This window comes from Mycobacterium sp. IS-1590, from assembly GCF_001500025.1.
GTDB lineage: Bacteria > Actinomycetota > Actinomycetes > Mycobacteriales > Mycobacteriaceae > Mycobacterium.
Window position 1 is genome coordinate 121,116 of sequence record NZ_LQIW01000051.1, and the last position, 23,314, is coordinate 144,429.

General features: G+C 66.9%; 23 protein-coding genes. 17 read left to right on the top strand and 6 right to left on the bottom strand.

All coding sequences use genetic code 11. The features are described 5' to 3' along the window. Position 1 precedes the first annotated feature (1 nt). The 8 genes from AU197_RS25345 to AU197_RS25380 all read left to right on the top strand — a co-directional run bounded on the left by AU197_RS25345 (position 2) and on the right by AU197_RS25380 (position 9,440). Positions 2 to 1,501, top strand: a complete 1,500-nt coding sequence (locus AU197_RS25345) for an MCE family protein (RefSeq protein WP_064406637.1) — start codon at positions 2 to 4, stop codon at positions 1,499 to 1,501. Positions 1,502 to 1,644: 143 nt separating this feature from the next. Then, a complete protein-coding gene (locus AU197_RS25350) occupies positions 1,645 to 2,337 on the top strand; it encodes an Rv1363c family protein (protein WP_064406639.1) in 693 nt (230 codons plus the stop codon). Continuing rightward, on the top strand, positions 2,334 to 3,128 hold the full coding sequence (locus AU197_RS25355) for an Rv1363c family protein (protein ID WP_082696847.1): 795 nt from the start codon (positions 2,334 to 2,336) through the stop codon (positions 3,126 to 3,128). Before AU197_RS25350 ends, AU197_RS25355 begins: the two co-directional genes overlap by 4 nt. Before the next feature lie 6 nt (positions 3,129 to 3,134). Beyond that, positions 3,135 to 4,043, top strand: a complete 909-nt coding sequence (locus AU197_RS25360) for an alpha/beta fold hydrolase (RefSeq protein ID WP_064406640.1) — start codon at positions 3,135 to 3,137, stop codon at positions 4,041 to 4,043. Positions 4,044 to 4,053: 10 nt separating this feature from the next. Continuing rightward, entirely contained in the window at positions 4,054 to 5,313 is a 1,260-nt protein-coding gene (locus AU197_RS25365; protein ID WP_064406643.1) for a WS/DGAT/MGAT family O-acyltransferase, read from the top strand. 195 nt (positions 5,314 to 5,508) lie between these two features. Continuing rightward, positions 5,509 to 6,924, top strand: coding sequence for a GH1 family beta-glucosidase (locus AU197_RS25370; RefSeq protein WP_064406645.1), 1,416 nt, complete (start codon positions 5,509 to 5,511; stop codon positions 6,922 to 6,924). Between the two features lie 116 nt (positions 6,925 to 7,040). Beyond that, positions 7,041 to 7,562, top strand: coding sequence for a DoxX family protein (locus AU197_RS25375; protein WP_064406646.1), 522 nt, complete (start codon positions 7,041 to 7,043; stop codon positions 7,560 to 7,562). Between the two features lie 135 nt (positions 7,563 to 7,697). After that, complete coding sequence (locus tag AU197_RS25380) at positions 7,698 to 9,440, top strand: DUF3556 domain-containing protein (protein WP_064406647.1); 1,743 nt, start codon at positions 7,698 to 7,700, stop codon at positions 9,438 to 9,440. Here AU197_RS25380 and AU197_RS25385 read toward each other — a convergent pair. Continuing rightward, a complete protein-coding gene (locus tag AU197_RS25385; RefSeq protein ID WP_064406650.1) occupies positions 9,437 to 10,228 on the bottom strand; it encodes a FadR/GntR family transcriptional regulator in 792 nt (263 codons plus the stop codon). The two genes, AU197_RS25380 and AU197_RS25385, sit on opposite strands and share 4 nt — an antisense overlap. A gap of 314 nt (positions 10,229 to 10,542) precedes the next feature. Between AU197_RS25385 and AU197_RS25390 the strand changes: the two genes are divergently transcribed. Genes AU197_RS25390 through AU197_RS25400 form a run of 3 tightly spaced genes read left to right on the top strand, consistent with a single transcriptional unit; the run spans position 10,543 to position 13,640 of the window. After that, positions 10,543 to 11,688: a thiolase family protein gene (locus AU197_RS25390; RefSeq protein WP_064346688.1), complete on the top strand. Its 1,146-nt coding sequence runs from the start codon at positions 10,543 to 10,545 to the stop codon at positions 11,686 to 11,688. Between the two features lie 19 nt (positions 11,689 to 11,707). Continuing rightward, the gene (locus AU197_RS25395) at positions 11,708 to 12,493 is read left to right on the top strand and encodes a crotonase/enoyl-CoA hydratase family protein (protein ID WP_156434565.1); all 786 of its coding nucleotides are present in this window, start codon (positions 11,708 to 11,710) and stop codon (positions 12,491 to 12,493) included. Between the two features lie 4 nt (positions 12,494 to 12,497). Beyond that, entirely contained in the window at positions 12,498 to 13,640 is a 1,143-nt protein-coding gene (locus tag AU197_RS25400) for an acyl-CoA dehydrogenase family protein (RefSeq protein WP_064346691.1), read from the top strand. A gap of 83 nt (positions 13,641 to 13,723) precedes the next feature. On the opposite strand, the gene AU197_RS25405 is transcribed toward AU197_RS25400, so the two are convergent. Continuing rightward, positions 13,724 to 14,479 carry a fasciclin domain-containing protein gene (locus tag AU197_RS25405; RefSeq protein ID WP_064406654.1) on the bottom strand — a complete coding sequence of 252 codons (756 nt, stop codon included), beginning with the start codon at positions 14,477 to 14,479 and terminating at the stop codon, positions 13,724 to 13,726. A gap of 172 nt (positions 14,480 to 14,651) precedes the next feature. Here AU197_RS25405 and AU197_RS25410 point away from each other — a divergent pair, with 172 nt between their 5' ends. From AU197_RS25410 to AU197_RS25420, 3 genes are read left to right on the top strand one after another with little or no spacing between them, the layout of a single operon-like run. Further along, on the top strand, positions 14,652 to 15,176 hold the full coding sequence (locus AU197_RS25410) for a gamma carbonic anhydrase family protein (protein ID WP_064406656.1): 525 nt from the start codon (positions 14,652 to 14,654) through the stop codon (positions 15,174 to 15,176). Positions 15,177 to 15,211: 35 nt separating this feature from the next. After that, positions 15,212 to 16,360, top strand: a complete 1,149-nt coding sequence (locus AU197_RS25415; protein ID WP_064406658.1) for an NAD(P)H-binding protein — start codon at positions 15,212 to 15,214, stop codon at positions 16,358 to 16,360. A 26-nt stretch (positions 16,361 to 16,386) separates the two neighbouring features. Beyond that, positions 16,387 to 17,079, top strand: a complete 693-nt coding sequence (locus AU197_RS25420; RefSeq protein WP_502687908.1) for a CPBP family intramembrane glutamic endopeptidase — start codon at positions 16,387 to 16,389, stop codon at positions 17,077 to 17,079. Position 17,080: 1 nt separating this feature from the next. On the opposite strand, the gene tet(V) is transcribed toward AU197_RS25420, so the two are convergent. Together tet(V) and AU197_RS25430 are read right to left on the bottom strand one after the other, a co-directional pair. Next, entirely contained in the window at positions 17,081 to 18,328 is a 1,248-nt protein-coding gene (tet(V), locus tag AU197_RS25425; RefSeq protein ID WP_197415661.1) for a tetracycline efflux MFS transporter Tet(V), read from the bottom strand. Positions 18,329 to 18,505: 177 nt separating this feature from the next. Beyond that, on the bottom strand, positions 18,506 to 19,324 hold the full coding sequence (locus AU197_RS25430) for an enoyl-CoA hydratase (RefSeq protein WP_064406665.1): 819 nt from the start codon (positions 19,322 to 19,324) through the stop codon (positions 18,506 to 18,508). An 87-nt stretch (positions 19,325 to 19,411) separates the two neighbouring features. Between AU197_RS25430 and AU197_RS25435 the strand changes: the two genes are divergently transcribed. The 3 genes from AU197_RS25435 to AU197_RS25445 are packed head-to-tail and all read left to right on the top strand — an operon-like array spanning position 19,412 to position 22,311. Next, positions 19,412 to 20,503 carry a CaiB/BaiF CoA transferase family protein gene (locus tag AU197_RS25435; protein WP_064406667.1) on the top strand — a complete coding sequence of 364 codons (1,092 nt, stop codon included), beginning with the start codon at positions 19,412 to 19,414 and terminating at the stop codon, positions 20,501 to 20,503. 19 nt (positions 20,504 to 20,522) lie between these two features. Further along, complete coding sequence (locus tag AU197_RS25440; protein WP_064397653.1) at positions 20,523 to 21,275, top strand: 3-hydroxyacyl-CoA dehydrogenase; 753 nt, start codon at positions 20,523 to 20,525, stop codon at positions 21,273 to 21,275. 37 nt (positions 21,276 to 21,312) lie between these two features. Beyond that, complete coding sequence (locus AU197_RS25445) at positions 21,313 to 22,311, top strand: NAD(P)H-dependent flavin oxidoreductase (protein WP_064406669.1); 999 nt, start codon at positions 21,313 to 21,315, stop codon at positions 22,309 to 22,311. Positions 22,312 to 22,423: 112 nt separating this feature from the next. Here AU197_RS25445 and AU197_RS26800 read toward each other — a convergent pair whose 3' ends face one another. Both AU197_RS26800 and AU197_RS25450 read right to left on the bottom strand, forming a co-directional pair. Next, positions 22,424 to 22,555, bottom strand: a complete 132-nt coding sequence (locus AU197_RS26800; RefSeq protein WP_090346444.1) for a hypothetical protein — start codon at positions 22,553 to 22,555, stop codon at positions 22,424 to 22,426. Positions 22,556 to 22,673: 118 nt separating this feature from the next. After that, the gene (locus AU197_RS25450; protein ID WP_064406671.1) at positions 22,674 to 23,216 is read right to left on the bottom strand and encodes a DoxX family protein; all 543 of its coding nucleotides are present in this window, start codon (positions 23,214 to 23,216) and stop codon (positions 22,674 to 22,676) included. Between the last annotated feature and the right edge of the window lie 98 nt (positions 23,217 to 23,314).

The following is a 23,314-nucleotide window of genomic DNA, read 5'->3' on the forward strand; positions in this document are numbered from 1 at the left end:
CATGCGAATGACCCGACAGATCCTCATTCAGATGGCCATCTTCTCCGCCATCGCGATCCTCGCGTTGGGGATCATGGTCTTCGGTTACATGCGCCTGCCCAGCCTCCTGGGTGTCGGCCAGTACCGCGTCACCCTTGAATTGCCGGAGACCGGCGGGCTGTATCCGAGGAGCAACGTCACCTACCGCGGTGTGCAGGTCGGTGAGGTGAAAAGCGTGGGTCTCACGGACAGGGGAGTCGAGGCGGTGCTGTCGCTGGACTCCGACGTCGGGATCCCGGCCGACCTCGAAGCCGAGGTGCACAGCGTGTCCGCCGTCGGCGAGCAGTTCGTCCAGTTGCTTCCGCGCAGCGGCGAGGGTCCGGAGTTGAGGGACGGCGATGTGATCCCGGTGGACCGCGCCAGGGTTCCAGCGGACATCAATACGGTGCTCGACGACACGGCCCGGGGCCTGCAGGCGATCCCCCAGGAGAACTTGAGGACCGTCGTCGACGAGGCCTATACCGCAGTGGGCGGGCTCGGTCCCGAGCTGCGCCGGCTGGTCCAGGGCAGCGCCACGCTGGCCATCGACGCCCGCAAGAACCTCGACCCGCTGCTCACGCTGATCGATCAGTCCAAGCCGATACTTGACACCCAGACCGAAACCGCCGGCTCCATTCAGGCGTGGGCGGCGAACCTGGCGAGCATCAGCGGTCAAGTGCAGAGCCAGGATCCGGCGGTCTCGGGAATCCTGGCCAAGGGGCCGGGGGCCGCCGACGAGGTGCGCGCCCTGTTCGAACGGCTGCAGCCGACCCTGCCGATCGTGCTGGCCAATCTGGTCAGCATCGGAGAGGTCGCGCTCGCCTATCAGCCGAGCCTCGAGCAGCTGCTGGTGTTGTTGCCGCAGGGCACCGCCGTCACCCAGGCCGTGGGTGTGCACAAGCGAAATACCAAGCAGGACTACATGGGGGATTCGCTGATCTTCAACCTCAACGCGATCCTGCCCGCGTTGCCCGCGCCGCTGCCGCTGCCGCCGCAGAATCTGCCGCCGCCGTGTACGACGGGGTTCCTGCCCGCGCAGCAGCAGCGCGTTCCGGTCTTCGAGGACTACCCCGACCGGCCGGTGGGCGATCTGTACTGCCGGACGCCGCAGGACGCGCCGTTCAACGTCCGCGGCGCCCGCAACCTGCCGTGTGTCACCGTGCCGGGCAAGCGGGCTCCGACGTGGCAGATGTGCGAGAGCGACGAGCAGTACGTGCCGCTCAACGACGGCTACAACTGGAAGGGCGATCCGAACGCGACGCTGTCCGGGCAGCCCATCCCGCATGTGCCCCCGGATGTGCCCGTCGCCATCACGCCGCCTCCGCCGGGTACGCCGCCGCTGCCCGTCGCGGCCGCCGAGTACGACCCCGCGTCCGGTGAATACGTCGGGCCGGACGGCAAGGTGTACACCCAGTCCAACCTGGCCAATGGTGCGGCGGGGGAGCGGCCGTGGCAGTCGATGCTCGTCCCGCCGGGGAGCTGACGCTGATCGTTGCGGTATCTGAGCCGGCACGGATGTGGTGCCGTTTCGTGGGCAGGTTCCGACGCTATGGTGTCGGACACGTAAGTTGTAGCCGACCTGTCTACCCGACCCCGACCTGGCCCATGGGCCGCAGAGGAACCTAGATGGCAGACGAGACCACACCCGGCAAGGACGCCGCGGCCGAAGGTCCCGAGTCCACGACGCCTGCCGAGGCGACACCCGCCGAGACGACACCGGCTGCTTCGGCGACAGAGACCCCCGAGACGGCAGGGGATGCCGAGGCCGTCGAGGATTACGACGCCGCCGACGCCGCCGACGGCGGCGCCGAACCCGCTCCGCCCAAGGCGCCGATGTCGCACGTTCGGCTGGCGACGATCGTCGGCCTCTTGGTCGTGGTGGCCCTGGCGGCGCTGACCGGGTGGCTCGGGTACCGGGCGTACGAGTCGCGGCAGGCCGACGATCTGCGCAACCTCTTCCTGCAGGTCGGGCGGCAGGGCGCGCTGAACCTCACGACGATCAGCCACGAGCACGCCGAGCAGGATGTGCAACGCGTCCTGGACTCGTCGACCGGAACGTTCTACGACGACTTCCAGGCCCGTGCGCAACCGTTCGTCGAGGTCGTCAAGCAGGCACAGTCGAAGTCGGAAGGCGAGATCGCCGAGGCCGGAATCGAGTCGTTGAACGACGACGAGGCCAAGGTGCTGGTGGCGGTGACCGTCAACACGACGAACGCGGGGGCACCCGAGCAGGCGCCGCGGTCTTGGCGGATGAGGATTTCGGTGCAGAAGACCGGCGAGGACGAGGCCAAGATCTCGAATGTGGAGTTCGTACCGTGAGTAATAGACATCGGCTTCCGCGGCGCAAACGAGACAACGACGCCACCGACGAGTCCGCCGAGAAGGCCGCGACGCCGGCATCCGAGGCGGTCGAGTTGACGGAATCGACGGCCGAGACGACGACGGCCGCCCCGGCGGAGAGCACCGCATCCGCGGAGAGCACCGCATTCGCCACGACCTCCGAATCGGCAGCGACCTCCGAGTCGGCGAAGACCTCGGAGCCCGCCGAGACGACCGAATCAGCGGGGGCTTCGGAGCCCGCCGAGACGACCTCGCCCGCGCCGGCAGAGCCCACCGGCGGGCGAGGCATCAACTGGGCCCGCGTCTTCGCGTTCGGTGTGCTGCCCGCCCTCGCCCTGCTGCTGGCGGGTGCAGCGGGCTACCTGAAGTGGGTGGACAACTCCGTGCGCAACGCGGACGCGGCGCGCGCCGAGTCGGTCCAGGTCGCCAAGGACAGCACGGTGGCGATGCTGTCGTACAAGCCGGACACCGTCGAACAGCAGCTCAACGATGCTCGCTCCCTGTTGACCGGCGACTTCGAGGAGTCCTACACCGGGCTCATCAACGACGTGGTGATCCCCGGCGCGCAGCAGAAGCAGATTTCTGCGGTGGCTTCGGTGCCGGCGGCCGCATCCGTGTCGGCCGGCCCCGACGAGGCCGTGGTGTTGGTGTTCGTCAACCAGACCGTCGTCATGGGCCAGGACGCTCCGACGGATACCGCCTCGAGCGTGCGGGTGACGTTGGAGAAGATCGACGGCCGCTGGCTCATCTCGAAGTTCGACCCGGTGTAGGCCGTAGTGGCCGAACCCGAACTCATCGATGTCGATGCGCCGGGTGTGCGGCTGCGCGCGCTCAGCTGGGGCGCCGTCGGCGCGCCGATCGCGTTGTGCCTGCACGGTTTTCCCGACACTGCGCACGGATGGCGCAGCGTCGCACCGAGACTGGTCGATGCGGGATGGCGGGTGGTGGCGCCGTTCATGCGAGGCTACGCACCGTCGTCGACGGCATCGGACGGCAGCTACCACGTCGGCGCGCTGATGGACGACGCGCTGAGGGTGCTCGACGCGGCCGGGCCGACCGGCCGCGATGTGCTCATCGGGCATGACTGGGGAGCGATCGCCGGCGCCGGGCTCGCCGCGATGCCGGACAGTCCCTTCTCGAAGGCCGTCATCATGTCGGTACCGCTTGCCGCCGCGTTCCGACCCCTTGGCCGGACGCCGGATGCGGGCCGGCTCGCCGCGCAGTTGCCCCGGCAGTTGCTCCGCAGCTGGTACATCATGTACTTCCAATTGCCCGGCCTGCCCGAGAGATCCGCGTCGTGGGTGGTGCCCCGCCTGTGGCGCCAATGGTCGCCGGGTTACGACGCCACCGAGGACGTCGCCCACGTCCTCGACGCGATCGGCGCGCCCGAGAATTGGCGCGCCGCGCTCGGCTACTACCGGGCCACTGTGCGCAACAGCAAGCCACCCGCGCAATACGCCGAACTGCACCGGCATTGGCTGTCGGCGCCGCAGCTGCCGACGCTGTACCTGCACGGCACCGACGATGGTTGCGCCTCAGCCGATTACGCCCGATGGGTTCAGCGGGTTCTGCCCGAGGGCAGTGAGGTCGCCACCGTCGCGCGGGCCGGTCACTTCCTGCAACTGGAACAGCCCGAAGCCGTCGCGCGCCACATCGTCGACTTCGTCGGCGCTGCGCGCGCCTAGTCTGGGGGACATGGGGCGGCGACTGGCTGCGGTGGATGCGCAGACGTACTTGATGTCGGCGAAGATCCCCAGCGATCAGTTTCTGCTCTACGGTTTCGCGGGGGCCGTTGCCGATATCCCGTTGGCCGTCGCGCGAGTCCGCGACCGGGCGCGCGGTTGCACCGAGTTGCGCCTGCGGGTGCGTGACGGCAATCGGCTGACGTATCCGCAGTGGGTGGCCGCGGACGTCTCAGCGAACCAGTTCGTCATGCACGCCGCGGGAAACAGTTGGGCGGACTGTCTGGCGATCGTGGCCGGGGTGTTGAGCTCGGACCAACTCGATCCGCGGGCTATGACGTGGCGGCTCCACATCTTCCCGCGGGTCGAGAACGTTCCCGCAGTGGGACAGGGCACGGTTGCGGTGGTGCAACTGACGCACGCGCTCGGGGACGGTGTACGGTCGTCGGCGCTGGCGGCATGGTTGTTCGGAAGACCGGAGATCGTGCCGAATATTCCGGCGCCAGAGCTATTTTCGGGCGTAAGGTTGCCATGGCGCGGCTATGCGGCTGCGCGGGCCCACCGCGGGCTGGTGCGAGATACGTCGGCCGGATCGGTTCCGCCACCGGCGGATCCACGTCCGGCGTTGCGCAGCAATGCGCGACCGCAAGGATTGCGCAGCATTCGGACGGTGGTCATGCGGCGCGCAGCGATGCCGGGGCCGACGGTGACGGTCGGTGTACTTGCCGCGGTGTCCGAGGCGTTGGCCGGGCACCTGCGCGAGTTCGGTGACGACCCGTCGCTGCTGGGCGCCGAAGTGCCTATGGCGAAAGCGGGAGACCGGCACGCGCACAACCATTTCGGCAACGTAGGTGTCGGCCTGTACCCGGATCTGCCGTTCGATGCGCGAACCTTGCGCATCGTCGACGACCTCGAGCAACGGCGGCATCGGGCCGGCCATCCGGCGATGGCTGCGGCCGGTCGAGCGTCCGCCGCGGTGCCTGCCTGGTTACTGCGCTATGGCGTAGGAAGATTCGACCCGACACTGCGCTCCCCGACGGTCACGGGAAACACCGTCGTCTCCAGTGTGAACCGCGGTCCCGCCGACCTACGCTTCGGGAACTCACCGGTGGTATTCACCGCTGGATTTCCAGGGCTGTCGCCGATGATGGGCGTGACGCACGGCGTACACGGCATCGGAGACGCCATCGCCGTCAGCGTGCATGCAGCCGAGTCCGCGATCGGCGACATCGACTCCTACATCGAGAGACTGGCAGCGGCGTTGGATCGATGAGGTATCGGTCGGCGAAGCGGGGCGGTATTTCGGCGAGGGTCAGCGACACCCACGCGGCCAGCATCTGACCATTCCTTACCGGCCGTTCGGCCGCGCCGCGGCCAGAATCCCGCGACCATTACCAGTAGGGCTCGCACCGCGGAGAGGTGAAGCGACGAGGAAAACCCCGAGATCGCATCGGCGAGGAGGCACGTGATGCCTGGGACACCAACAAATTCATCGGCGTCGGCCGGCCGTCGATTCCCGGACGAGTTCTTCTGGGGCACGGCTACGGCGGCCTTCCAGATCGAAGGCGCCTGGGACGAAGATGGCAAAGGTCCGTCTATCTGGGACACCTTTGGTCACGCCGGCAAGATCAGGGACGGCTCCACCGGCGACGTGGCCGTCGATCACTATCACCGGTACCAGGAAGACGTCCAGCTGATGAAGGCGATCGGGGCGACGGCATACCGGTTCTCCATCTCGTGGCCCCGCATCTTCCCCGACGGGGTTGGCCAGCCGAATTCGAAGGGTCTGGACTTCTATCGTCGTCTCGTTGACGAGCTGCTCGCCAATGACATCGAGCCGTTCGCGACGCTTTACCACTGGGATTTGCCACAGGCGCTGCAGGACAAGGGCGGATGGCAGTCGCGCGACACGGCTGAGGCGTTCGGCGATTACGCCGGCTACGTCGCGGCGCAGCTCAGCGACCGGGTGCGGCACTTCTTTACCATCAACGAGTTCTCCAGCTTCGTGGAGCTGGGACACGGCAGGGGCATGCTCGCTCCGGGCTTGCAGCTGCCGCCGGGTCAGGTCAACCAAATTCGTCACCATGCCGTGCTCGGCCACGGCCTGGCCGTCCGGTCCATTCGGGCTCAGGCCCGCCCGGCGACCAAGGTCGGGCCCGCGGAACAGCTCGTCGGCACCGCTCCCATCATTGAGACCGCAGAGAACATCTCGGCCGCGGCGGCCGCATTGCGGGAGCTCAACGCGGGCTACATGACCGTGATGATGGAAGGCTGTTACACCGATGCGTTCCTCGCGCAGCACGGCGCGGACGCGCCGAAGTTCACCTCCGAGGACCTGCAGATCATCAGCAGCCCGGTCGATTTCATCGGCACCAACATCTATATGGTCCATGCCTTTGTCCAGGCATCCGACTCGGAGCCCGGGTACGAAGTGGTCGCGGGAAGCTTCATGGTGCCTCCCCCGGCGCGGTCGTATCAGCCGATGCATGCCCGCGCCCAGTACCCGAACTCAGAGGTCGCGTTGATGCTCAGCCCCGAATCGATGTACTGGGGGACGCGCCTCCTGGTCGACGTATGGAACGCCAAGGAAATCTTCATCACCGAGAACGGCATGCCGACGACCGCTGAGGAGGACGCCGAAGGATTCGACACGGGCCGCGTCGTATGGCTCCGGGCTTTTCTCACCGAACTGCAGCGGGCGACGGCCGACGGTGTGCCGGTTCGCGGCTACTTTCACTGGAGCCTGCTCGACAACCTCGAGTGGGGCGCGGGCATGAAGCCAAGGTTCGGGCTCTATCGGGTCGACCTTGCGACTCAGAGGCGATCACCCAAGCTCAGCGCGAATTGGTTCCGAGAGGTGGCGCGACACAATGCGGTCGTGTGAATCGCCTCGTGCGGCGTTGGCGCAATCACCACAGCTGCGCTTCTTCGGACAGCCGGCCGATCCGGTTGGGCGAGGGGGCTGGGCAGCGACTTAACACATGGCCTAGATTTTGTTGCATGACTGCTTACGACGTCGGCGTGCTGATCCTGCGGGTGGTCCTGGGTCTGACCATGGCCGCCCACGGCTACAACAAGTTCTTCGGGCCCGGAGGCCTCAGCGGTACTGCCGGGTGGTTCGACAGCATGGGGATGAAGCCGGGCAAGTTCCATGCCCGAGTCGCCGCGACGACGGAGATGGCGGCCGGCATCGGTCTCGCGGTCGGACTGCTGACCCCGATACCCGCGGCAGGTTTCGTGGCGCTCATGCTCGTCGCGGCGTGGACCGTGCACCGGCCCAACGGCTTCTTCATCGTCAAGGAAGGCTGGGAGTACAACCTCGTGCTGGCCGCCGCAGCCGTCGGCATCGCGACGATCGGAGCGGGCAAGCTCAGCCTCGACCATCTGCTGTTCAGCTCGACGAGCTTCTACGACCTGCTGCACGGCTGGTGGGGTCTGGTCATCTCGCTGGGTCTGGGCCTGCTCGGCGGCATCGGGCAGCTGGCGATCTTCTACCGGCCGCCGGCCAAGACCGACGCCTGACCAGAGCCCGCGCAGTTCGCGAACCGCACACCAGGGTCGTGAAACCTCGGCGATCGCGACCCTGTTGTAGTTTTCGCGAAGCGGACGTGAGCATCTGGAGCCGTATAGCTAGAACACGTTCTAGTCTGTGTTCCCATGGGGTTCTTGAAGCAGGACGCGCCTGTCGTCGATTACGAGGAGTGGAGTAAGGGCAGCCGCGCGGAGAAGATCGTGCCGATGGCCCGGCACTGGGCCGAGGTGGGGTTCGGCACGCCGGTGGTTCTGCACCTGTTCTATGTCGTCAAGATCCTGCTCTACATCCTCGGCGCATGGCTGGTGGTGCTCACCACCACGGGTATCGACGGGTTCACCAACGTCGGCTCCTGGTACCACGAGCCGATCGTGTTCGAGAAGGTCGTGCTGTACACGATGCTGTTCGAGGTCGTCGGTCTCGGCTGCGGTTTCGGACCACTCAACAACCGGTTCTTCCCGCCGATGGGATCGATCCTGTACTGGTTGCGACCCAACACGATTCGGCTTCCACCGTGGCCGACCCGCATCCCGCTGACCAAAGGCGACACCCGCACACCGTTCGATGCGCTGCTCTACGGCGTGCTCCTCGTGTTGCTGATCGTGGCGCTGTTCTCCGACGGCACCGGACCGATACCCGAACTCGGCACCGACGTCGGCGTGCTGCCGGTGTGGCAGATCGCCGCCATCCTCGGCGTTCTCGCCGTGCTCGGGCTGCGCGACAAGGTGATCTTCCTGGCCGCCCGCGGCGAGGTGTACGCCTCGCTGGCGGTTTGCTTCCTGTTCGCCGGGCCCGACATCATCATCGCCGCCAAACTCGTGTGCCTGACGATCTGGCTCGGCGCTGCGACATCGAAACTCAACAAGCACTTCCCGTTCGTCATCTCCACGATGATGAGCAACAACCCGGTGTTCCGCCCCAAATGGATCAAACGCAGGTTCTTCGAACGCTTTCCGGACGATCTGCGGCCCGGCCGGGCATCACGGTGGCTGGCGCATTTCAGCACCGCCGTCGAGGGTTTGGTCCCGCTGGTGCTGTTCTTCTCTCCCGGCGGTTGGCCGACCTACATCGCCGCGTTCGTGATGCTGGTGTTCCACTTCGGCATCCTGTCCTCGATCCCGATGGGAGTGCCCCTGGAGTGGAACGTCTTCATGATGTTCTCGGTCCTGGCGCTGTTCGTCGGACACCCCGGGATCGGCCTCGGTGATCTGCAGAGCCCGTGGCCGATTGTGCTTTTCGTTGTCGTCGCCGGCACCGTGGTGATGGGCAACCTGTTTCCGCGCAAGGTGTCGTTCCTGCCGGGCATGCGCTACTACGCGGGCAACTGGGACACCGGGTTGTGGTGTGTGAAACCGTCGGCCTCGGCGAAGATCGAGGAGAACGTCGTCTCGATCGCGAGCATGCCGCAGGCGCAGATGGAGCGGTACTACGGCAGCCCGGAGACCGCCCAGATGTATCTCTACATGGGATATGCGTTCCGCGCGTTCAACACTCACGGCCGCGCGATGTTCACACTCGCGCACCGTGCGATGGCCGGCCACAACGAGGACGACTATGTGCTGACCGACGGCGAGCGCATCTGCAGCACCGCCATCGGCTGGAACTTCGGCGACGGCCATATGCACAACGAACAGCTCATCGAGGCCCTGCAGAAACGCTGCAATTTCGAACCGGGTGAGGTCATCGTCGTGCTGATCGACGGGCAGCCGATCCACAAGCAGCGTCAGGAATACCGGTTGGTCGACGCGGCGACAGGGGAGTTCGAACGGGGCTACATCCGCGTCGCCGACATGGTGACACGCCAACCGTGGGACGACACGGTCCCGGTCCACGTCACCTGGCAGAAGGACAGCGCCGACGCTCCCTAGCCCATGACGTCGCGGACCTTGACGTCCTCGAGTCCCTGCAGGAGCAGATCCCGAGCGGTGTCGAGGTGCTTGCGCCAGTGCGCTTCGGCGGCTGCGCCGTCGCCGGATCTCAACAGCTGCATCAATTTCCGGTACGAACGCATCAACTTGTCGAAGTCGGCCCGCGACACCGGCCGACGCTCCTTGAACAGGAATGTGTTGTGGCGCACCGTGATCTCGTGCAGCATGCCGGCGATGATGGACAGCGTCGCGTTGCCCGACAGCTCGACGACGCGCCTGTGGAAGTCGCCCGTCGTCTCTGCCAGGGTGTCGTTCTGCCAACCGGAGGGCACGTGTTCTTCGAGCAGGCTGTCGAGCTCAGCGAACGCATCGGCCGAACCGGACTCGGCCAGCAGCCGCACCGCCATCGGCTCGATCCCGGCGCGCGCCGTCATCAGGTCGGCGATCGTCGCGCCGGACAACTCGAGCAGTAGTCCGGCGGGGCGGGCGACGATCTCGGGGCCGGGCACGCGAACGCGGGCGCCGGTGCGCGAACCGCGCCGCACCTCGACGAGGCGTTCGGACTCCAGGACACGGACCGCCTCCCGCAAGGTCGGCCTGCTCACCCCGAAGTGGGCCATCAGCTCGGCTTCGTTGGGGAGGAAGTCGCCGTCCTTGAGCTGACCGTCGACCACCATGCGGCGCAGCGTGCCGGCGACGAGTTCGGCCGTCTTCGGTGACCGCACCGTCGTTCCGGCGCCGACGCCGTCCGGGCCGATCATCGGCGCCAACGGTGTACTTCGAGCCACTCCCACTCCCACGTTGTGGCTGACCGAGCGGCCAGCTGTACAACTCAGTAAACCATGTGTATCGGTTACTCCGGGCAAAGCAACTGGCGATGCCACCGTCGGGCTCGGGGCGGGACGGACCAGAACCGTATCCCGAATGACCAGGCAGGGCGAACGTCCGCTACGTTCGCGGCAATCGCTGGAACCGACCGGCGGTCTGCCACCCCACCACGCCCACCAACCAGTAGGTTGACCTAGTAAACCTTGTTCGTTTACGTTCGGGGGTGGACCCGCGCGTATGCGGGTGAATCCTCGGACTTCGAAGGAGAAGTGTCATGGCTGAAGCCGTCATCGTCGAGGCAGTACGGTCGCCCGTCGGCAAGCGCAACGGAGGACTTTCCGGTGTGCATCCGGCTGAGTTGTCCGCGCAGGTTCTCAACGGTCTGGTGCAGCGCGCCGGCGTCGACCCCGCGCTCGTCGACGACGTCATCTGGGGTTGCGTCATGCAGGCCGGTGAGCAGGCCCTCGACATCGGTCGCACGGCCCTGCTGACGGCCGGATGGCCGGAGACCGTCCCGGGCGTCACCGTCGACCGCCAGTGCGGTTCGAGCCAGCAGTCGGTGCACTTCGCCGCCGCCGGTGTGGTGGCCGGCCACTACGACGTCGTCGTCGCGGGCGGTGTCGAGTCGATGTCGCGCACCCCGATGGGCGCCTCGCTGGCCAACGGCGGCAACCCGTACTCGGCGAACTTCAAGAACCGCTACAAGCAGACTCCGAACCAGGGCATCGGCGCCGAGATGATCGCCGAGCAGTGGGGCTTCAGCCGCACCGATCTCGACCAGTTCTCGCTCGACTCGCACGAAAAGGCCGCCGCCGCACAGGATGCGGGTGCGTTCGACGATCAGATCGTCGGCATCAAAGACGACGAGGGCAACACCGTTCTGAAGGACGAAGGTATCCGTCGCGGCACCACGCTGGAGAAGATGGGCCAACTCAAGCCGGCCTTCCGCGAGGACGGCGTGATCCACGCCGGCAACTCGTCGCAGATCTCCGACGGTTCGGCGGCGCTGCTGTTCATGTCGGCGGAGAAAGCCAAGGAACTGGGCCTCAAGCCGCTGGCCCGCGTGCACACCGCGGTGCTGGCCGGCGCCGATCCGGTGATCATGCTGACCGCGCCGATCCCGGCCACCCAGAAGGCGCTCAAGCGCTCCGGCCTGTCCGTCGACGACATCGGGGCATTCGAGGTCAACGAGGCGTTCGCGCCGGTCCCGATGGCGTGGCTCAAGGACATCGGCGCCGACGAGAAGAAGCTGAACCCGAACGGCGGTGCGATCGCGCTGGGCCACCCGCTCGGTGGCTCGGGAGCGCGCATCATGACGACGCTGCTGTACCACATGCGCGACAACGGCATCAAGTACGGCCTGCAGACCATGTGTGAGGGTGGCGGGCAGGCCAACGCCACCATTCTCGAGCTGCTGTGAGTTGCTTGTGTCCGAAGCCATGACGACGCCCGCGGCGCTGACCGAGCGCCGCGGGAACGTCATGCTCATCACGATCAACCGCCCCGAAGCGCGCAACGCCGTCAACAGCGCGGTCAGCACCGCGGTCGGCGATGCGCTGCAGCAGGCCCAGGACGACGCCGAGGTGCGCGCGGTGGTGATCACCGGTGCCGGTGAATCCTTCTGTGCGGGGGCCGATCTCAAGGCCATCTCGCGGCGCGAGAGCCTGTTCCACCCGGACCACGCCGAGTGGGGCTTCGCCGGTTACGTACGGCACTACATCGACAAGCCGACCATCGCCGCGGTCAACGGCACCGCGCTGGGCGGAGGAACCGAACTGGCGCTGGCCAGTGATCTGGTGATCGCCGAGGAGCGCGCGAAATTCGGTCTGCCCGAAGTGAAGCGGGGCCTCATCGCCGCCGCGGGCGGGGTGTTTCGCATCGTCGACCACCTGCCGCGCAAGGTCGCGATGGAGCTGCTGTTCACCGGCGAGCCCATGTCGTCGGCCGACGCCCTGAAGTGGGGACTGATCAACCGGGTGGTGCCGGACGGCACCGCGGTCGAGGCCGCGCTCGAGCTCGCCGAACGCATCACCTGCAATGCGCCGCTTGCGGTGTGGGCGAGCAAGCGCGTGGCGATGGGCGTCGACGACGGCGTCATCACCGGTGACGAAGGCGGATGGTCGAGAACCATGCGTGAGATCTCGACGGTGCTCCGCTCAGAGGACGCCAAGGAAGGACCGCTGGCATTCGCCGAGAAGCGCCAGCCTATTTGGAAGGCCAAGTAAGCAAGTGAAAAGAACCATCTACGACGCCGAGCACGAGGCGTTCCGGGAGACCGTCCGGGAGTACATCGAGCGCGAGCTCGTACCCAACCAGGAGAAGTGGGAGACCGAGCGCATCGTCGACCGGTCTGCGTTCACGGCGGCGGGCAAGTACGGCCTGATCGGGTTCAACATGCCCGAGGAGTACGGCGGCGGCGGGTCCGATGACTTCCGGTTCAACGCGATCATCGACGAGGAGATCGCCAGGTCCGGCGTGCACGGACCGGCGCTGAGCCTGCACAACGACGTGGTCGGCCCGTACTTCAAGGAGCTGGCCAACGACGAGCAGAAGAAGCGCTGGCTGCCGGGCATCACCAGCGGCGAGCTGATCATCGCGATTGCGATGACGGAGCCGGGTGCCGGTAGCGATCTGGCGGGCATCCGCACGTCCGCGGTGCGCGACGGTGACGACTGGATCATCAACGGCTCCAAGACATTCATCTCGTCGGGCATCAACTGTGACCTGTGTGTGGTCGTCGCGCGCACCGATCCCGAGGCCGGCCACAAGGGCTTCTCGTTGTTCGTGGTGGAGCGCGACATGGAGGGTTTCACGCGGGGCCGCAAGCTCGACAAGATGGGGCTGCACTCGCAGGACACCTCCGAGCTGCACTTCGAGAATGTGCGGGTGCCGAATGCGAACCTGCTCGGCAAGGAGGGTCGCGGCTTCTACCACCTGATGACCAACCTGCCCTCGGAGCGGTTGGGCATCGCGATCTCGGCCATCGCCGGGGCCCGCGGAGTCTTCGACGAGACGCTGCAATATGCCAAGGACCGCAAGGCTTTCGGCCAGCCGATCGGCAGCTTCCAGCACAATCGCTTCCTGCTCGCCGAGATGGAGACCGAGCTGGAGGTCACCGAGAACTACATCGACCGCTGCCTGCAGGGTGTGGTCGACGGTGAGCTGACCGCGGTCGAGGCGGCCAAGGCCAAGTGGTGGGCCACCGAGGTCGCCAAGAAGGTCGTCGACCAGTGCGTGCAGCTGCACGGCGGATACGGCTACATGATGGAGTACCGCGTCGCGCGCGCCTACGTCGACGGGCGCATCCAGACGATCTTCGGTGGCACCACCGAGATCATGAAGGAGATCATCGGCCGCGACCTGGGTGTCTAGCCGGCGTGGCGTCTAGCTGCCACCCCCACGCCAAAGCCCCCGAAACAACGGAGTTTCGGGGGCTTTTGCGTGTCCGGGTGAGATCAGCCGATCGGAGCGTCGGCAGCCGGCGTCGGCTCCGCCGGCGGGGCCGGCTCGGTGGTCTCGGTCGTCGTCTGGGTGGTGGTCGTCTCGCTGGTCGACGTCGCGGACGGCGTGACGGCCTCGGGCGCGTTGGCCGGATCGAGCACCGCGTCGATCAGGTAGATCCGGGCGTTCGCAGCCTGAATGCCGCCGCAGACCACCTTGGCGGTGTCGTTGATCGTGACGTCGGCGTTCTCACCGGTCACCTTGATCTCCGCACCCTGCTGGGTGGGCCGCTGCCCCTTGACGTCCTTGGGCCCCAGCAGCCCGAGGAACACGTGGTAATAGTCGAAGTCCGTCAACGCGGCGGGGTTGGCCTTCAACGCGTCCAGCTGCGCGGGTGCAAGTGCGGCGAACGCCTCGTTCGTCGGCGCGAAGACCACGTACGGGCCGTTCTCCAGCACGGGCACCACGTTCACGGCCGGATTGAAGCCGCCCGAGATCGCGGAGTAGAAGGTGCTGGCGTCCGGGATGGCTTGCAGAGCCTGGCCCACGGGGAGGTTGTTCAGCGCCTTCCAGTCGGGCACCGCCTCCTTGAAGGCGTCACAGCCCTTCCCCTCGGGGTTCGGGATCTCGACCGTCGCCGTGGTGGTCGGCTCGGCCGGCTGCTCGGGCGCGGGCGGATCGGCGTAGGCGGTCACGGCCAGCGGCACCGAAAAGGCGATCGCGGCGATACCGGCGGTGGCACCAAGGGCTTTGCTGGTGCGAGTCTTCACTTACGGCTCCTCAGCTAGACAGGTCGACACGCATGTTAAAGGCAGTGCTGCGCGACTGCCAAAGTCGCCACCTCGCCAAACGGCCGCGACAGACCGTCTGACCTGGGCTTTGTCAATCTGCCCACATAGCGCCCCGAAAGGCGGTGAAACGCCGATGCATACGATGAGCCGCATGCCTGAGCCGCTGATCGTTTCCATTCGTGGTCGCACGCCGTCGCTGCATGCCGAAGCGTGGGCGGCGCCCACCGCGAGCCTGATCGGCCAGGTGACGCTCGCGGCGCGGGCCAGCGTCTGGTACGGCGCCACGCTGCGGGCCGAGGCCGAGCCCATCGAGATCGGCTTCGGCACCAACATCCAAGACGGGGTGACCGTCCACGTCGACCCGGAGTTCCCGGTCTGCATCGGCGATGAGGTCAGCGTGGGGCACAACGCCGTACTGCACGGGTGCGTCATCGAGGACGGGGCGCTGATCGGCATGGGGGCGGTCATCCTCAACGGCGCGACGGTGGGCCAGGGCGCGCTGATCGCCGCGGGCGCGGTCGTGCCACAGGGTTTCGTGGTGCCGCCGCGGACTCTGGTCGCCGGGGTCCCGGCCAAGGTGCGCCGAGACCTCAGTGACGCCGAGGTCAACCACAACCGGTACAACGCGCAGGTGTACCAGCACCTGATCGATCTGCACCGCGACGCGAAGGCCTAGATTCTCCTGGGTCCGATCCGGGTACAGGCCCTACCGTGAAACGTGTTCGCACTCTGGTGACCGGCGCGACCGGATACGTCGGCTCCAGGGTCGTCACCGAGCTGCTCACCGAGGGCCACGAGGTGGTCGCCGCCAGCCGAAATCCCGATCGGCTGGCCGATTTCGGTTGGCGGGACCGCGTCGACGCCGTCGCGTTGGACGCCCACGACGAAGCCTCGGCACGGTCGGCGTTCGCCGATGCCGGCCCCATCGACGTCGTCTACTACCTCGTGCACGGCATCGGACAGCCCGATTTCCGCGAGGCGGACAACCGCGCGGCGGCCAACGTGGCGACCGCGGCCAAGGACGCCGGTGTGCGCCGCATCGTGTACCTCGGCGGGTTCGTGCCCGACGGTGACGAACTCTCCGAACACCTCGCGAGCCGCGCCGAGGTGGCCGAGGCGTTGCACGTCGACGATGGGCCGGATGTGGTGTGGCTGGGCGCGGCCATCATCATCGGTGCGGGGTCGACGTCGTTCGAGATGCTGCGCTACGTGGGCGATCGGTTCCTGGTCATCCCGATGCCGTCGTGGTCGGCGAACCCGATCGACCCGATCTCGATCTGCGATGTGCTGCACTACCTCGTCGCCGCCGCAGACAGCGAGCGTGTGCCCGCCGGCGCCTACGACATCACCGGCCCCGAAACCACGTCCTACGCCGAGTTGCTGCGCACGTATGCGCGTATCGCCGGCAAGTGGAGGGCCGAACTCCCGGTCAACGGCATCGACACCGGCCTCGTCTCGTGGGTGACGGCGGCGGTACTGCCGGTGCCGGGCGGACTAGCGGCGGACCTCGTGCAGTCGCTGGACCATCCGATGATCGCTTCCGACACCCGGCTGCGCGAGTTCGTGCCGGACCCGCCCGCCGGGCTCATCGGCGTCGAGGAGGCGATCACCCGGGCGCTGGCGAGCCGTCGGCGTCGACCCGTCGACGAGCTCACCGACCCGCACCACCTCGCCGACACCGACCCCGAATGGGCGGGTGGAGACACCCTGCGTCTGCAACAGGTCGCAGGCGCGGTCACACCGTCGATCGCCCGGCCCGCGCTCGGGCTGATCGGCGGCGTTCCCGGACCCGTCGCCGGGGCCGTGCGCACGGGGGTGGACACAGTGCTGCATTTCGTCCCTAAGGTCGGTTCGACGTGACGGAAAAAACCCAGGCCCGCCCCGGGCTGCTTCGGGAGATCCGCGAGATCGTCGGCGCGTGCCCCGTCCCGCATCACGAACCGCCAAGCGTCATCCGACGCAGGCGCATCGTCGTCGCGGTCGTGCTCGTCATCGGCGCCGCGCTGCTCGGATATTCGCTGACCCGGCCGCCGGGCGACTCGTCGTTCTACTGGCTGACGTTGGCCCTGGCCGGGGTGTGGGCGCTGGGCGCGTTCCTGTCCGGCCCGCTGCACATGGGATGCATCCGCTTCCGCGGTCGCAATCAACGGCCCGTGATCACCGGCACCGCGGTGGGATTGGTGCTGGGCGCGGTGTTCGTCATCGGCGGCCTGATCGCGCGCGAGATTCCCGGTGTGCGCGAATACATCACTCGCGTACTGGAATACGCCGACTACGGACCTTTGGTCTTGGTGACGTTCATCACCGTGATCAACGGGCTGGCCGAGGAGATGTTCTTCCGCGGCGCGCTCTACACGGCCTTGGGCACGATGAAACCGATACTGATCTCGACGGTCTTCTACGTCATCGCGACCGCAGCCACCACCGGTAATCCGATGCTCGGCTTCGCTGCGATCATCCTGGGCACGATCTGCGCGTTCGAGCGCCGGGCGACCGGCGGCATACTCGCACCGATGCTGACCCATTTCTTCTGGGGCCTGGTGATGGTGCTCGCGCTGCCGCCGATCTTCGGCGTCTGACTCAGCGCAGCGGGTGGGCCAACTCGTCGCGGCGCATGCCTGCCGCCCACACCGCGACCGCTGCCACCAGCACGGGCACGATGCCCGCGATGAGAAAAATCGTCTGTATCGAAACGACTTTCGACAACGGTCCGACGATCGCGAACGACACCGGCATGAACGCCAGCGAGACGAAGAAGTCCAGGCTCGACACGCGGCCCAGCATCGCGGTCGGCACCCGTCGCTGCAGCAGGGTGCCCCAGATGACCATTCCCGTGCCGTCGGTGAACCCGATAACGAACGTCGCGACGGCCATCACCGCGAACGATGAGGTGAAGCCGAACACGACCAGGGGGATGGCGCCGAGACTCCACATCGCCATCATCACCGACAGGTACCGGCGCGGCATGCGACCCGACGACACCGTCAATGCTCCCAGTGCGCTGCCCAACCCGAAGAACGCGAGGATGAAGCCGTACATCCGTGCGCCGTCGGCGAAGCGGTCCTTGGCGATGAACGGCAGCAGCACCTCGATCGGTCCCAGCACGACCAGCACGAAGATGCTGGCGAACAACAGCGTCCACAACAGCCACGGCGTGCCGAGGACGAACACGAAGCCGTCGCGGAGATCACGCAGCACATGCGTGCTGGCCTGTGCCGCATTAGGTTTGAGCGAGGGCCGGGTCACGACCAGCAGTACCAGCCCGACGGCGAACAAGGCGGCCACCGCCACCGCGCCCAGTGCGGGGAACGTCGCGCCGACAATCACTCCGGCGGCGGCCGGGCCGATCGCGCGCTGGAACACCGGGCGCACCACGCCCTCGACACCGTTGGCCGCGAGCAGCTGCTCGGGCGGCAGGATCCGGGGAAGGATGGCGCTGTAGGCGGGGAAGAAGAACGCCGCCGCCGCACCCAGGGCCGCCGCGCCCACCGCCAGATGCCAGATCTGCAGTGCACCAATGATTCCCAGCGCCGCGATGGCCGTCGAGGCGAGCACGTTGACCGCCTCGACCGCGATGATGATCGCCCGCTGCGGGAATCTGTCGGCGGCGATCCCGCCGACCAACACGAATGCGACGAGTGCGCCGCCGAAACAGGTCGTCACGATCGACAGCGAAACGGGGTCGTTGTTCAGCTCGATGACCTGCATGGCCAACACCACGGCGAACATGCCGTCGGCGAAGATCGACAGCGTCACCGCCGCAATCAGCAGGCGGTACTCACGATTGGAAAACGGTGCGAGCACGCGCCAACGTCCGGCGTCGCGCACCGGCTGTTGGATCTCAAATTGCGTACTCACCTGTCGATGGTTGCCGACGCGTCGGCGTCGAGTCCACCGATTTTCTCTGCGCCGAACGTGGGTTACCCGCACGCATTCTGCGCGCCGAGCGTGTGACGACCCCACACTCGGCGCAGGACGTGCCCCACACTCGGCGCAGGACGTGCCCTAGAAGTCGGAGAAGTTGGCCTGGCGGCGCTGCTGGAACGCGGTGATGCCCTCGATGAAGTCCGGCGAGGTCAGCAGCTTCAGCTGGCCCTCGCGTTCGCGTCCCAATGCGGGTTCGAACTCGGTCAGAGTGGCTGCGTTGATCGCGTGCTTGGTCTTGCGCAGCGCGACCGCGGGACCGTTTTTCAGTTTGTCGAGCACCTTGTCGACCTCGGCGTCGAACTCGTCAGCCGGATAGACCGCGGCGGCCAGACCCCAGTCGAAAGCCTCACGCGCCGAGACCTTTTCGGCCAGCAGCGCCATCCGGGCGGCGCGGGTGCGTCCGACCGCAGCGGCCACCAGTGCCGAGGCGCCGCCGTCGGGCATCAGCCCGATCTTGGTGAACGCCAGCATGAAATAGGCGTTGTCCGAAGCCAATACGACATCTGAGGCCAGTGCCAGCGAGACGCCGACGCCGGCCGCCGCACCGTGCACCGCCGCGACCACGGGCTGAGGGAGGTTGACGATCGCGCGGACCGCGTTATTGGCGGCGTCCAGCACCGAGGCCGGGCCGTCGACCTCCTTCTGCGCCTGGTCATCGCCGCCGATGCCCGCCCCCGAGCAGAAGCCACGGCCCGCGCCGCCGAGCCGCACGACTTTGACCCGCCGATCGGTGGCCGCCGTCGTGAGGGTGTCGGCGATACCGGCCAGCATCTCTCGGTTCAGCGAGTTGAGGCTGTCGGGTCGATTCAGCGTCACCGAAAGCACACCGTCGGCGAGGTCGACCGTCAGAGTGTCGATACCGGTATATGTGGGTGCGCCCGAATCGAGGGTTGTCATGGCTGCACCCTAGAACCGCACGACTTGGTTATACAAGTAAGCTATGTCGGCGATCCGGAAGCGATTGTCCAACGAAGGGCGGTAAGCATGGCGGGACCTCTGCACGGGCTGCGGGTGATCGAACTCGCGAGCATCGGACCCGGCCCGCACGCGGCGATGATCCTCGGTGATCTCGGCGCGGACGTCGTCCGCATCGAGAGGCCGGGCAAGCTCGGCGGGATCCCCACCAGCAAGCGCGAGGCCGCTCTGCGCAACCGCCGCTCCGTCGCGGCCGACCTGAAGAGCGATGAAGGCCGCGAGCTGGTGTTGCGCCTGGTCGCCAAGGCCGACGTGCTGATCGAGGGGCTGCGCCCCGGTGTCACCGAACGGCTCGGCCTCGGCCCGGAGGACTGCGCGAAGGTCAACGAACGGCTGATCTACGGACGCATGACCGGTTGGGGTCAGACCGGGCCGCGGCGCCTGCAGGCCGGCCACGACATCAACTACATCTCGCTCAACGGTGTGCTGCACTCGATCGGTCGCGCGGGCGAACGGCCGGTTCCCCCGCTGAACCTGACCGGTGACTTCGGCGGAGGCTCGATGTTCCTGCTCGTCGGCATCCTGTCGGCGCTGTGGGAACGCCAGACGTCAGGCAAGGGTCAGGTGGTCGACGCGGCGATGATCGACGGGTCGAGCGTGCTGGCGCAGATGATCTGGGGCTTCCTGCAGGACGGACTGTGGACCGATCAGCGCGGGGTCAACATCCTCGACGGTGGGGCGCCGTACTACGACACCTATACGTGCGCCGACGGCCGTTACATCGCGGTCGGGTGCATCGAGCCGCAGTTCTACGCGGAGTTCCTCAAGGGCCTGGGTCTGGAGAACGCCGACCTGCCCGATCAGAACGATGCGAGCCGCTGGCCGGAGCTGCGTGCCAAGCTGTCCGAGGTCATCGCGAGCAAGGACCGCGACCACTGGGCCAAGGTGTTCGCCGAGAGCGACGCCTGCGTGACGCCGGTGCTGTCGTTCAGCGAGGTCGAGTCCGAACCGCACGTCACCCAGCGCAACACCTTCTATCGCGACGGTGAGCACCTGCAACCGATGCCCGCGCCGCGGTTCTCCCGAAGTGCGCCGCCGGCACCGACACCACCCGGCCAAGCCGGAGCCGACACCGAAGCCGTCTTACGAGACTGGGCCTAGAGAAAGGAACACCCTCAAAGTGGAGATCAAGGACGCCGTAGCCGTCGTCACCGGTGGCGCATCGGGCCTCGGCCTGGCCACCACCAAACGCCTGCTCGACAGGGGCGCATCGGTGGTCGTCATCGACCTCAAGGGCGAAGAGGCGGTCAAAGAACTCGGTGACCGCGCCCAGTTCGTCGAGACCAACGTGACCGATCCGGACGCGGTCAGCGCGGCGCTGGATGCGGCCGAGAAGATGGGCCCGCTGCGCATCAACGTCAACTGCGCGGGCATCGGCAACGCGATCAAGACGCTGAGCAAGGACGGGCCGTTCCCGCTCGACGGCTTCAAGAAGGTCATCGAGGTCAACCTGATCGGCACGTTCAACGTGCTGCGGCTGGCCGCCGAGAGGATCGCCAAGACCGAACCGATCAACGGCGAGCGCGGCGTCATCATCAACACCGCGTCGGTAGCCGCGTTCGAGGGCCAGATCGGGCAGGCCGCCTACTCCGCATCCAAGGGCGGCGTGGTCGGCATGACCCTGCCGATCGCCCGGGACCTGTCGCGTGAGTTCATCCGCGTCGTCACCATCGCGCCGGGTCTGTTCAAGACCCCGCTGCTGGGTTCGCTGCCGGAGGAGGCGCAGCAGTCTCTGGGCAAGCAGGTGCCGCATCCGGCGCGCCTCGGCGACCCCGACGAGTATGGCGCGCTGGCCGTGCACATCGTCGAGAACCCCATGCTCAACGGTGAAGTGATCCGCCTGGACGGCGCGATCCGGATGGCCCCCCGATGAGCGCTTGCGCGAAGAGAAAAGGACCGAGGTAGACACGATGGCCATCAGGACGAAGTTCACCGAGACGTTCGGGATCGAGCATCCCATCGTGCAGGGTGGGATGCAGTGGGTCGGCCGCGCGGAACTCGTTGCGGCCGTGGCGAATGCGGGTGCGCTCGGCTTCATCACCGCGTTGACGCAGCCGACGCCGGCCGATCTGGCCAAGGAGATCGCCAAGTGCCGCGATCTGACCGACAAGCCGTTCGGCGTCAACCTGACGATCCTGCCGACGATCAACCCGCCGCCCTATGACGAGTACCGGCAGGTGATCGTCGACTCGGGCATCAAGATCGTCGAGACCGCGGGGTCGAACCCGGCGCCCCATCTGCCGATGTTCCACGAGAACGGGATCAAGGTGCTGCACAAGTGCACCTCGGTGCGGCATGCGGTCAAGGCGCAGAGCCTCGGCGTCGACGGCATCAGCATCGACGGGTTCGAGTGCGCGGGCCACCCCGGCGAGGACGACATCCCGGGCCTGGTGCTGATCCCGGCGGCGTCGGCCAAGATCGACATCCCGATGATCGCCTCCGGCGGATTCGCCGACGCGCGCGGCCTGGTGGCCGCGCTGGCGCTGGGCGCCGACGGCATCAACATGGGTTCGCGGTTCATGTGCACCGTGGAATCGGCGATCCACCAGAACGTCAAGGAAGCGATCGTCGCGGGCAGCGAACTCGACACCGAGCTGATCTTCCGGCCGCTGCGCAACACGGCCCGCGTGGCCAGCAACGCGGTGTCGCGTGAGGTTGTGGAGATCCTGAACCGCGGCGGTCAGTTCGAGGACGTCAAGGACCTGGTCGCCGGCTCGCGCGGCGTGAAGGTCTACGAGGTCGGCGACCTCGACGCCGGCATCTGGAGCGTGGGCACCGCGATGGGGCTGATCAACGACATCCCGACCTGCGGGGATCTGGTCGCGCGCATCGTCGACGAGGCCGAGGAGATCATCAGCGGCCGGCTCAGCGACATGATCGCCGACGACGAAGAAGAGAACGTGGCTTAGGGACGGGAATCGATTTAGCGGGCGGGTTCAACAGCAGGCAGCAACAGAACCGGCTCGGGCGCTCGAGGCCGAACCGTCGGAACGAATGCGCGACCCCTCGGCGCGCGTTCGGTCAGACGGCGGTGCGCAGGGTGTGCTCGTCGTCGAGCTGCTCCGAGGTGTCGCCTTCTACCAGGACATCACCGTGGTAGAGCGCCTCGAAGTCGACCTTGATGACATCGGCACTGGTGTCGTCGATCCACATGTACTCGACAGTAAGTGTTACCTCTAAGGAATCTTTGAGTCACGATTCGGAATACTGTGGCAATTCTTACCGCCAAGTAGGGTCGCGGGCTACTGGCCAGTAGCGATTTGCTGACCGGCTAGGCCCCGGCGGTGAAGTGGATGGGGTTCGTGCCGAGCAGCGCCACCCAGGTCAGGATCGCGGCGGCGAACGCCACGACCAGCAGGCCGACGGCGACGCGCCGTCCCCACGACATCCGGCCCAACACCCTGGCGTCGAGCGAGTAGGCGCCGGCCCCGAGGAACAGCAGCGCTGCGGCGCCGACGCCGATCAGGAACGGCGCGTTGAACGGTTCGGACCAGAACGCCGACTGCGACACGTTGACGGCCCACGCGTCGACCATCGCTGCGACCACCGCGCACGCCGCCAGCGGCGTGACCGCACCCAAGATGAGGCCCAGGCCACCGAGCGTCTCGGCCGCCGTGACCATGAACGCGGCCAGTCCGGGTAACCGCCAACCGGCGGAGTCCATGAAACCGACGGTGGCGCCGAAATCGAAGGCCTTGATGAGGCCCGCCTGAAGAATGGCCGCGCCGATACCGATTCTCAGGATGAGCAGGCCGATGTCCGTCGCGGTGTCGCGTGTGGTGGTGGCGGCGGTCGCCGCGTCCGTCGTGGTCATGTCGATTACGACTACCAGGACTGCCGTAACTCATCGCGGAGAATCGCAATGAACGCCGTGGGTCCGTGACTCGTGTGTACGGAAGGGGCGTTGACGGC

Excerpts from the sequence above, each read along its gene's own strand:
- AU197_RS25345 (WP_064406637.1), top strand. The coding sequence starts at position 2 with ATGCGAATGACCCGACAGATCCTCATTCAGATGGCCATCTTCTCCGCC.
- AU197_RS25350 (WP_064406639.1), top strand. The coding sequence starts at position 1,645 with ATGGCAGACGAGACCACACCCGGCAAGGACGCCGCGGCCGAAGGTCCC.
- AU197_RS25365 (WP_064406643.1), top strand. The coding sequence starts at position 4,054 with ATGGGGCGGCGACTGGCTGCGGTGGATGCGCAGACGTACTTGATGTCG.
- AU197_RS25370 (WP_064406645.1), top strand. The coding sequence starts at position 5,509 with ATGCCTGGGACACCAACAAATTCATCGGCGTCGGCCGGCCGTCGATTC.
- AU197_RS25375 (WP_064406646.1), top strand. The coding sequence starts at position 7,041 with ATGACTGCTTACGACGTCGGCGTGCTGATCCTGCGGGTGGTCCTGGGT.
- AU197_RS25380 (WP_064406647.1), top strand. The coding sequence starts at position 7,698 with ATGGGGTTCTTGAAGCAGGACGCGCCTGTCGTCGATTACGAGGAGTGG.
- AU197_RS25390 (WP_064346688.1), top strand. The coding sequence starts at position 10,543 with ATGGCTGAAGCCGTCATCGTCGAGGCAGTACGGTCGCCCGTCGGCAAG.
- AU197_RS25395 (WP_156434565.1), top strand. The coding sequence starts at position 11,708 with ATGACGACGCCCGCGGCGCTGACCGAGCGCCGCGGGAACGTCATGCTC.
- AU197_RS25410 (WP_064406656.1), top strand. The coding sequence starts at position 14,652 with ATGCCTGAGCCGCTGATCGTTTCCATTCGTGGTCGCACGCCGTCGCTG.
- AU197_RS25430 (WP_064406665.1), bottom strand. The coding sequence starts at position 19,324 with ATGACAACCCTCGATTCGGGCGCACCCACATATACCGGTATCGACACT.
- AU197_RS25435 (WP_064406667.1), top strand. The coding sequence starts at position 19,412 with ATGGCGGGACCTCTGCACGGGCTGCGGGTGATCGAACTCGCGAGCATC.
- AU197_RS25445 (WP_064406669.1), top strand. The coding sequence starts at position 21,313 with ATGGCCATCAGGACGAAGTTCACCGAGACGTTCGGGATCGAGCATCCC.
- AU197_RS26800 (WP_090346444.1), bottom strand. The coding sequence starts at position 22,555 with ATGTGGATCGACGACACCAGTGCCGATGTCATCAAGGTCGACTTCGAG.
- AU197_RS25450 (WP_064406671.1), bottom strand. The coding sequence starts at position 23,216 with ATGACCACGACGGACGCGGCGACCGCCGCCACCACCACACGCGACACC.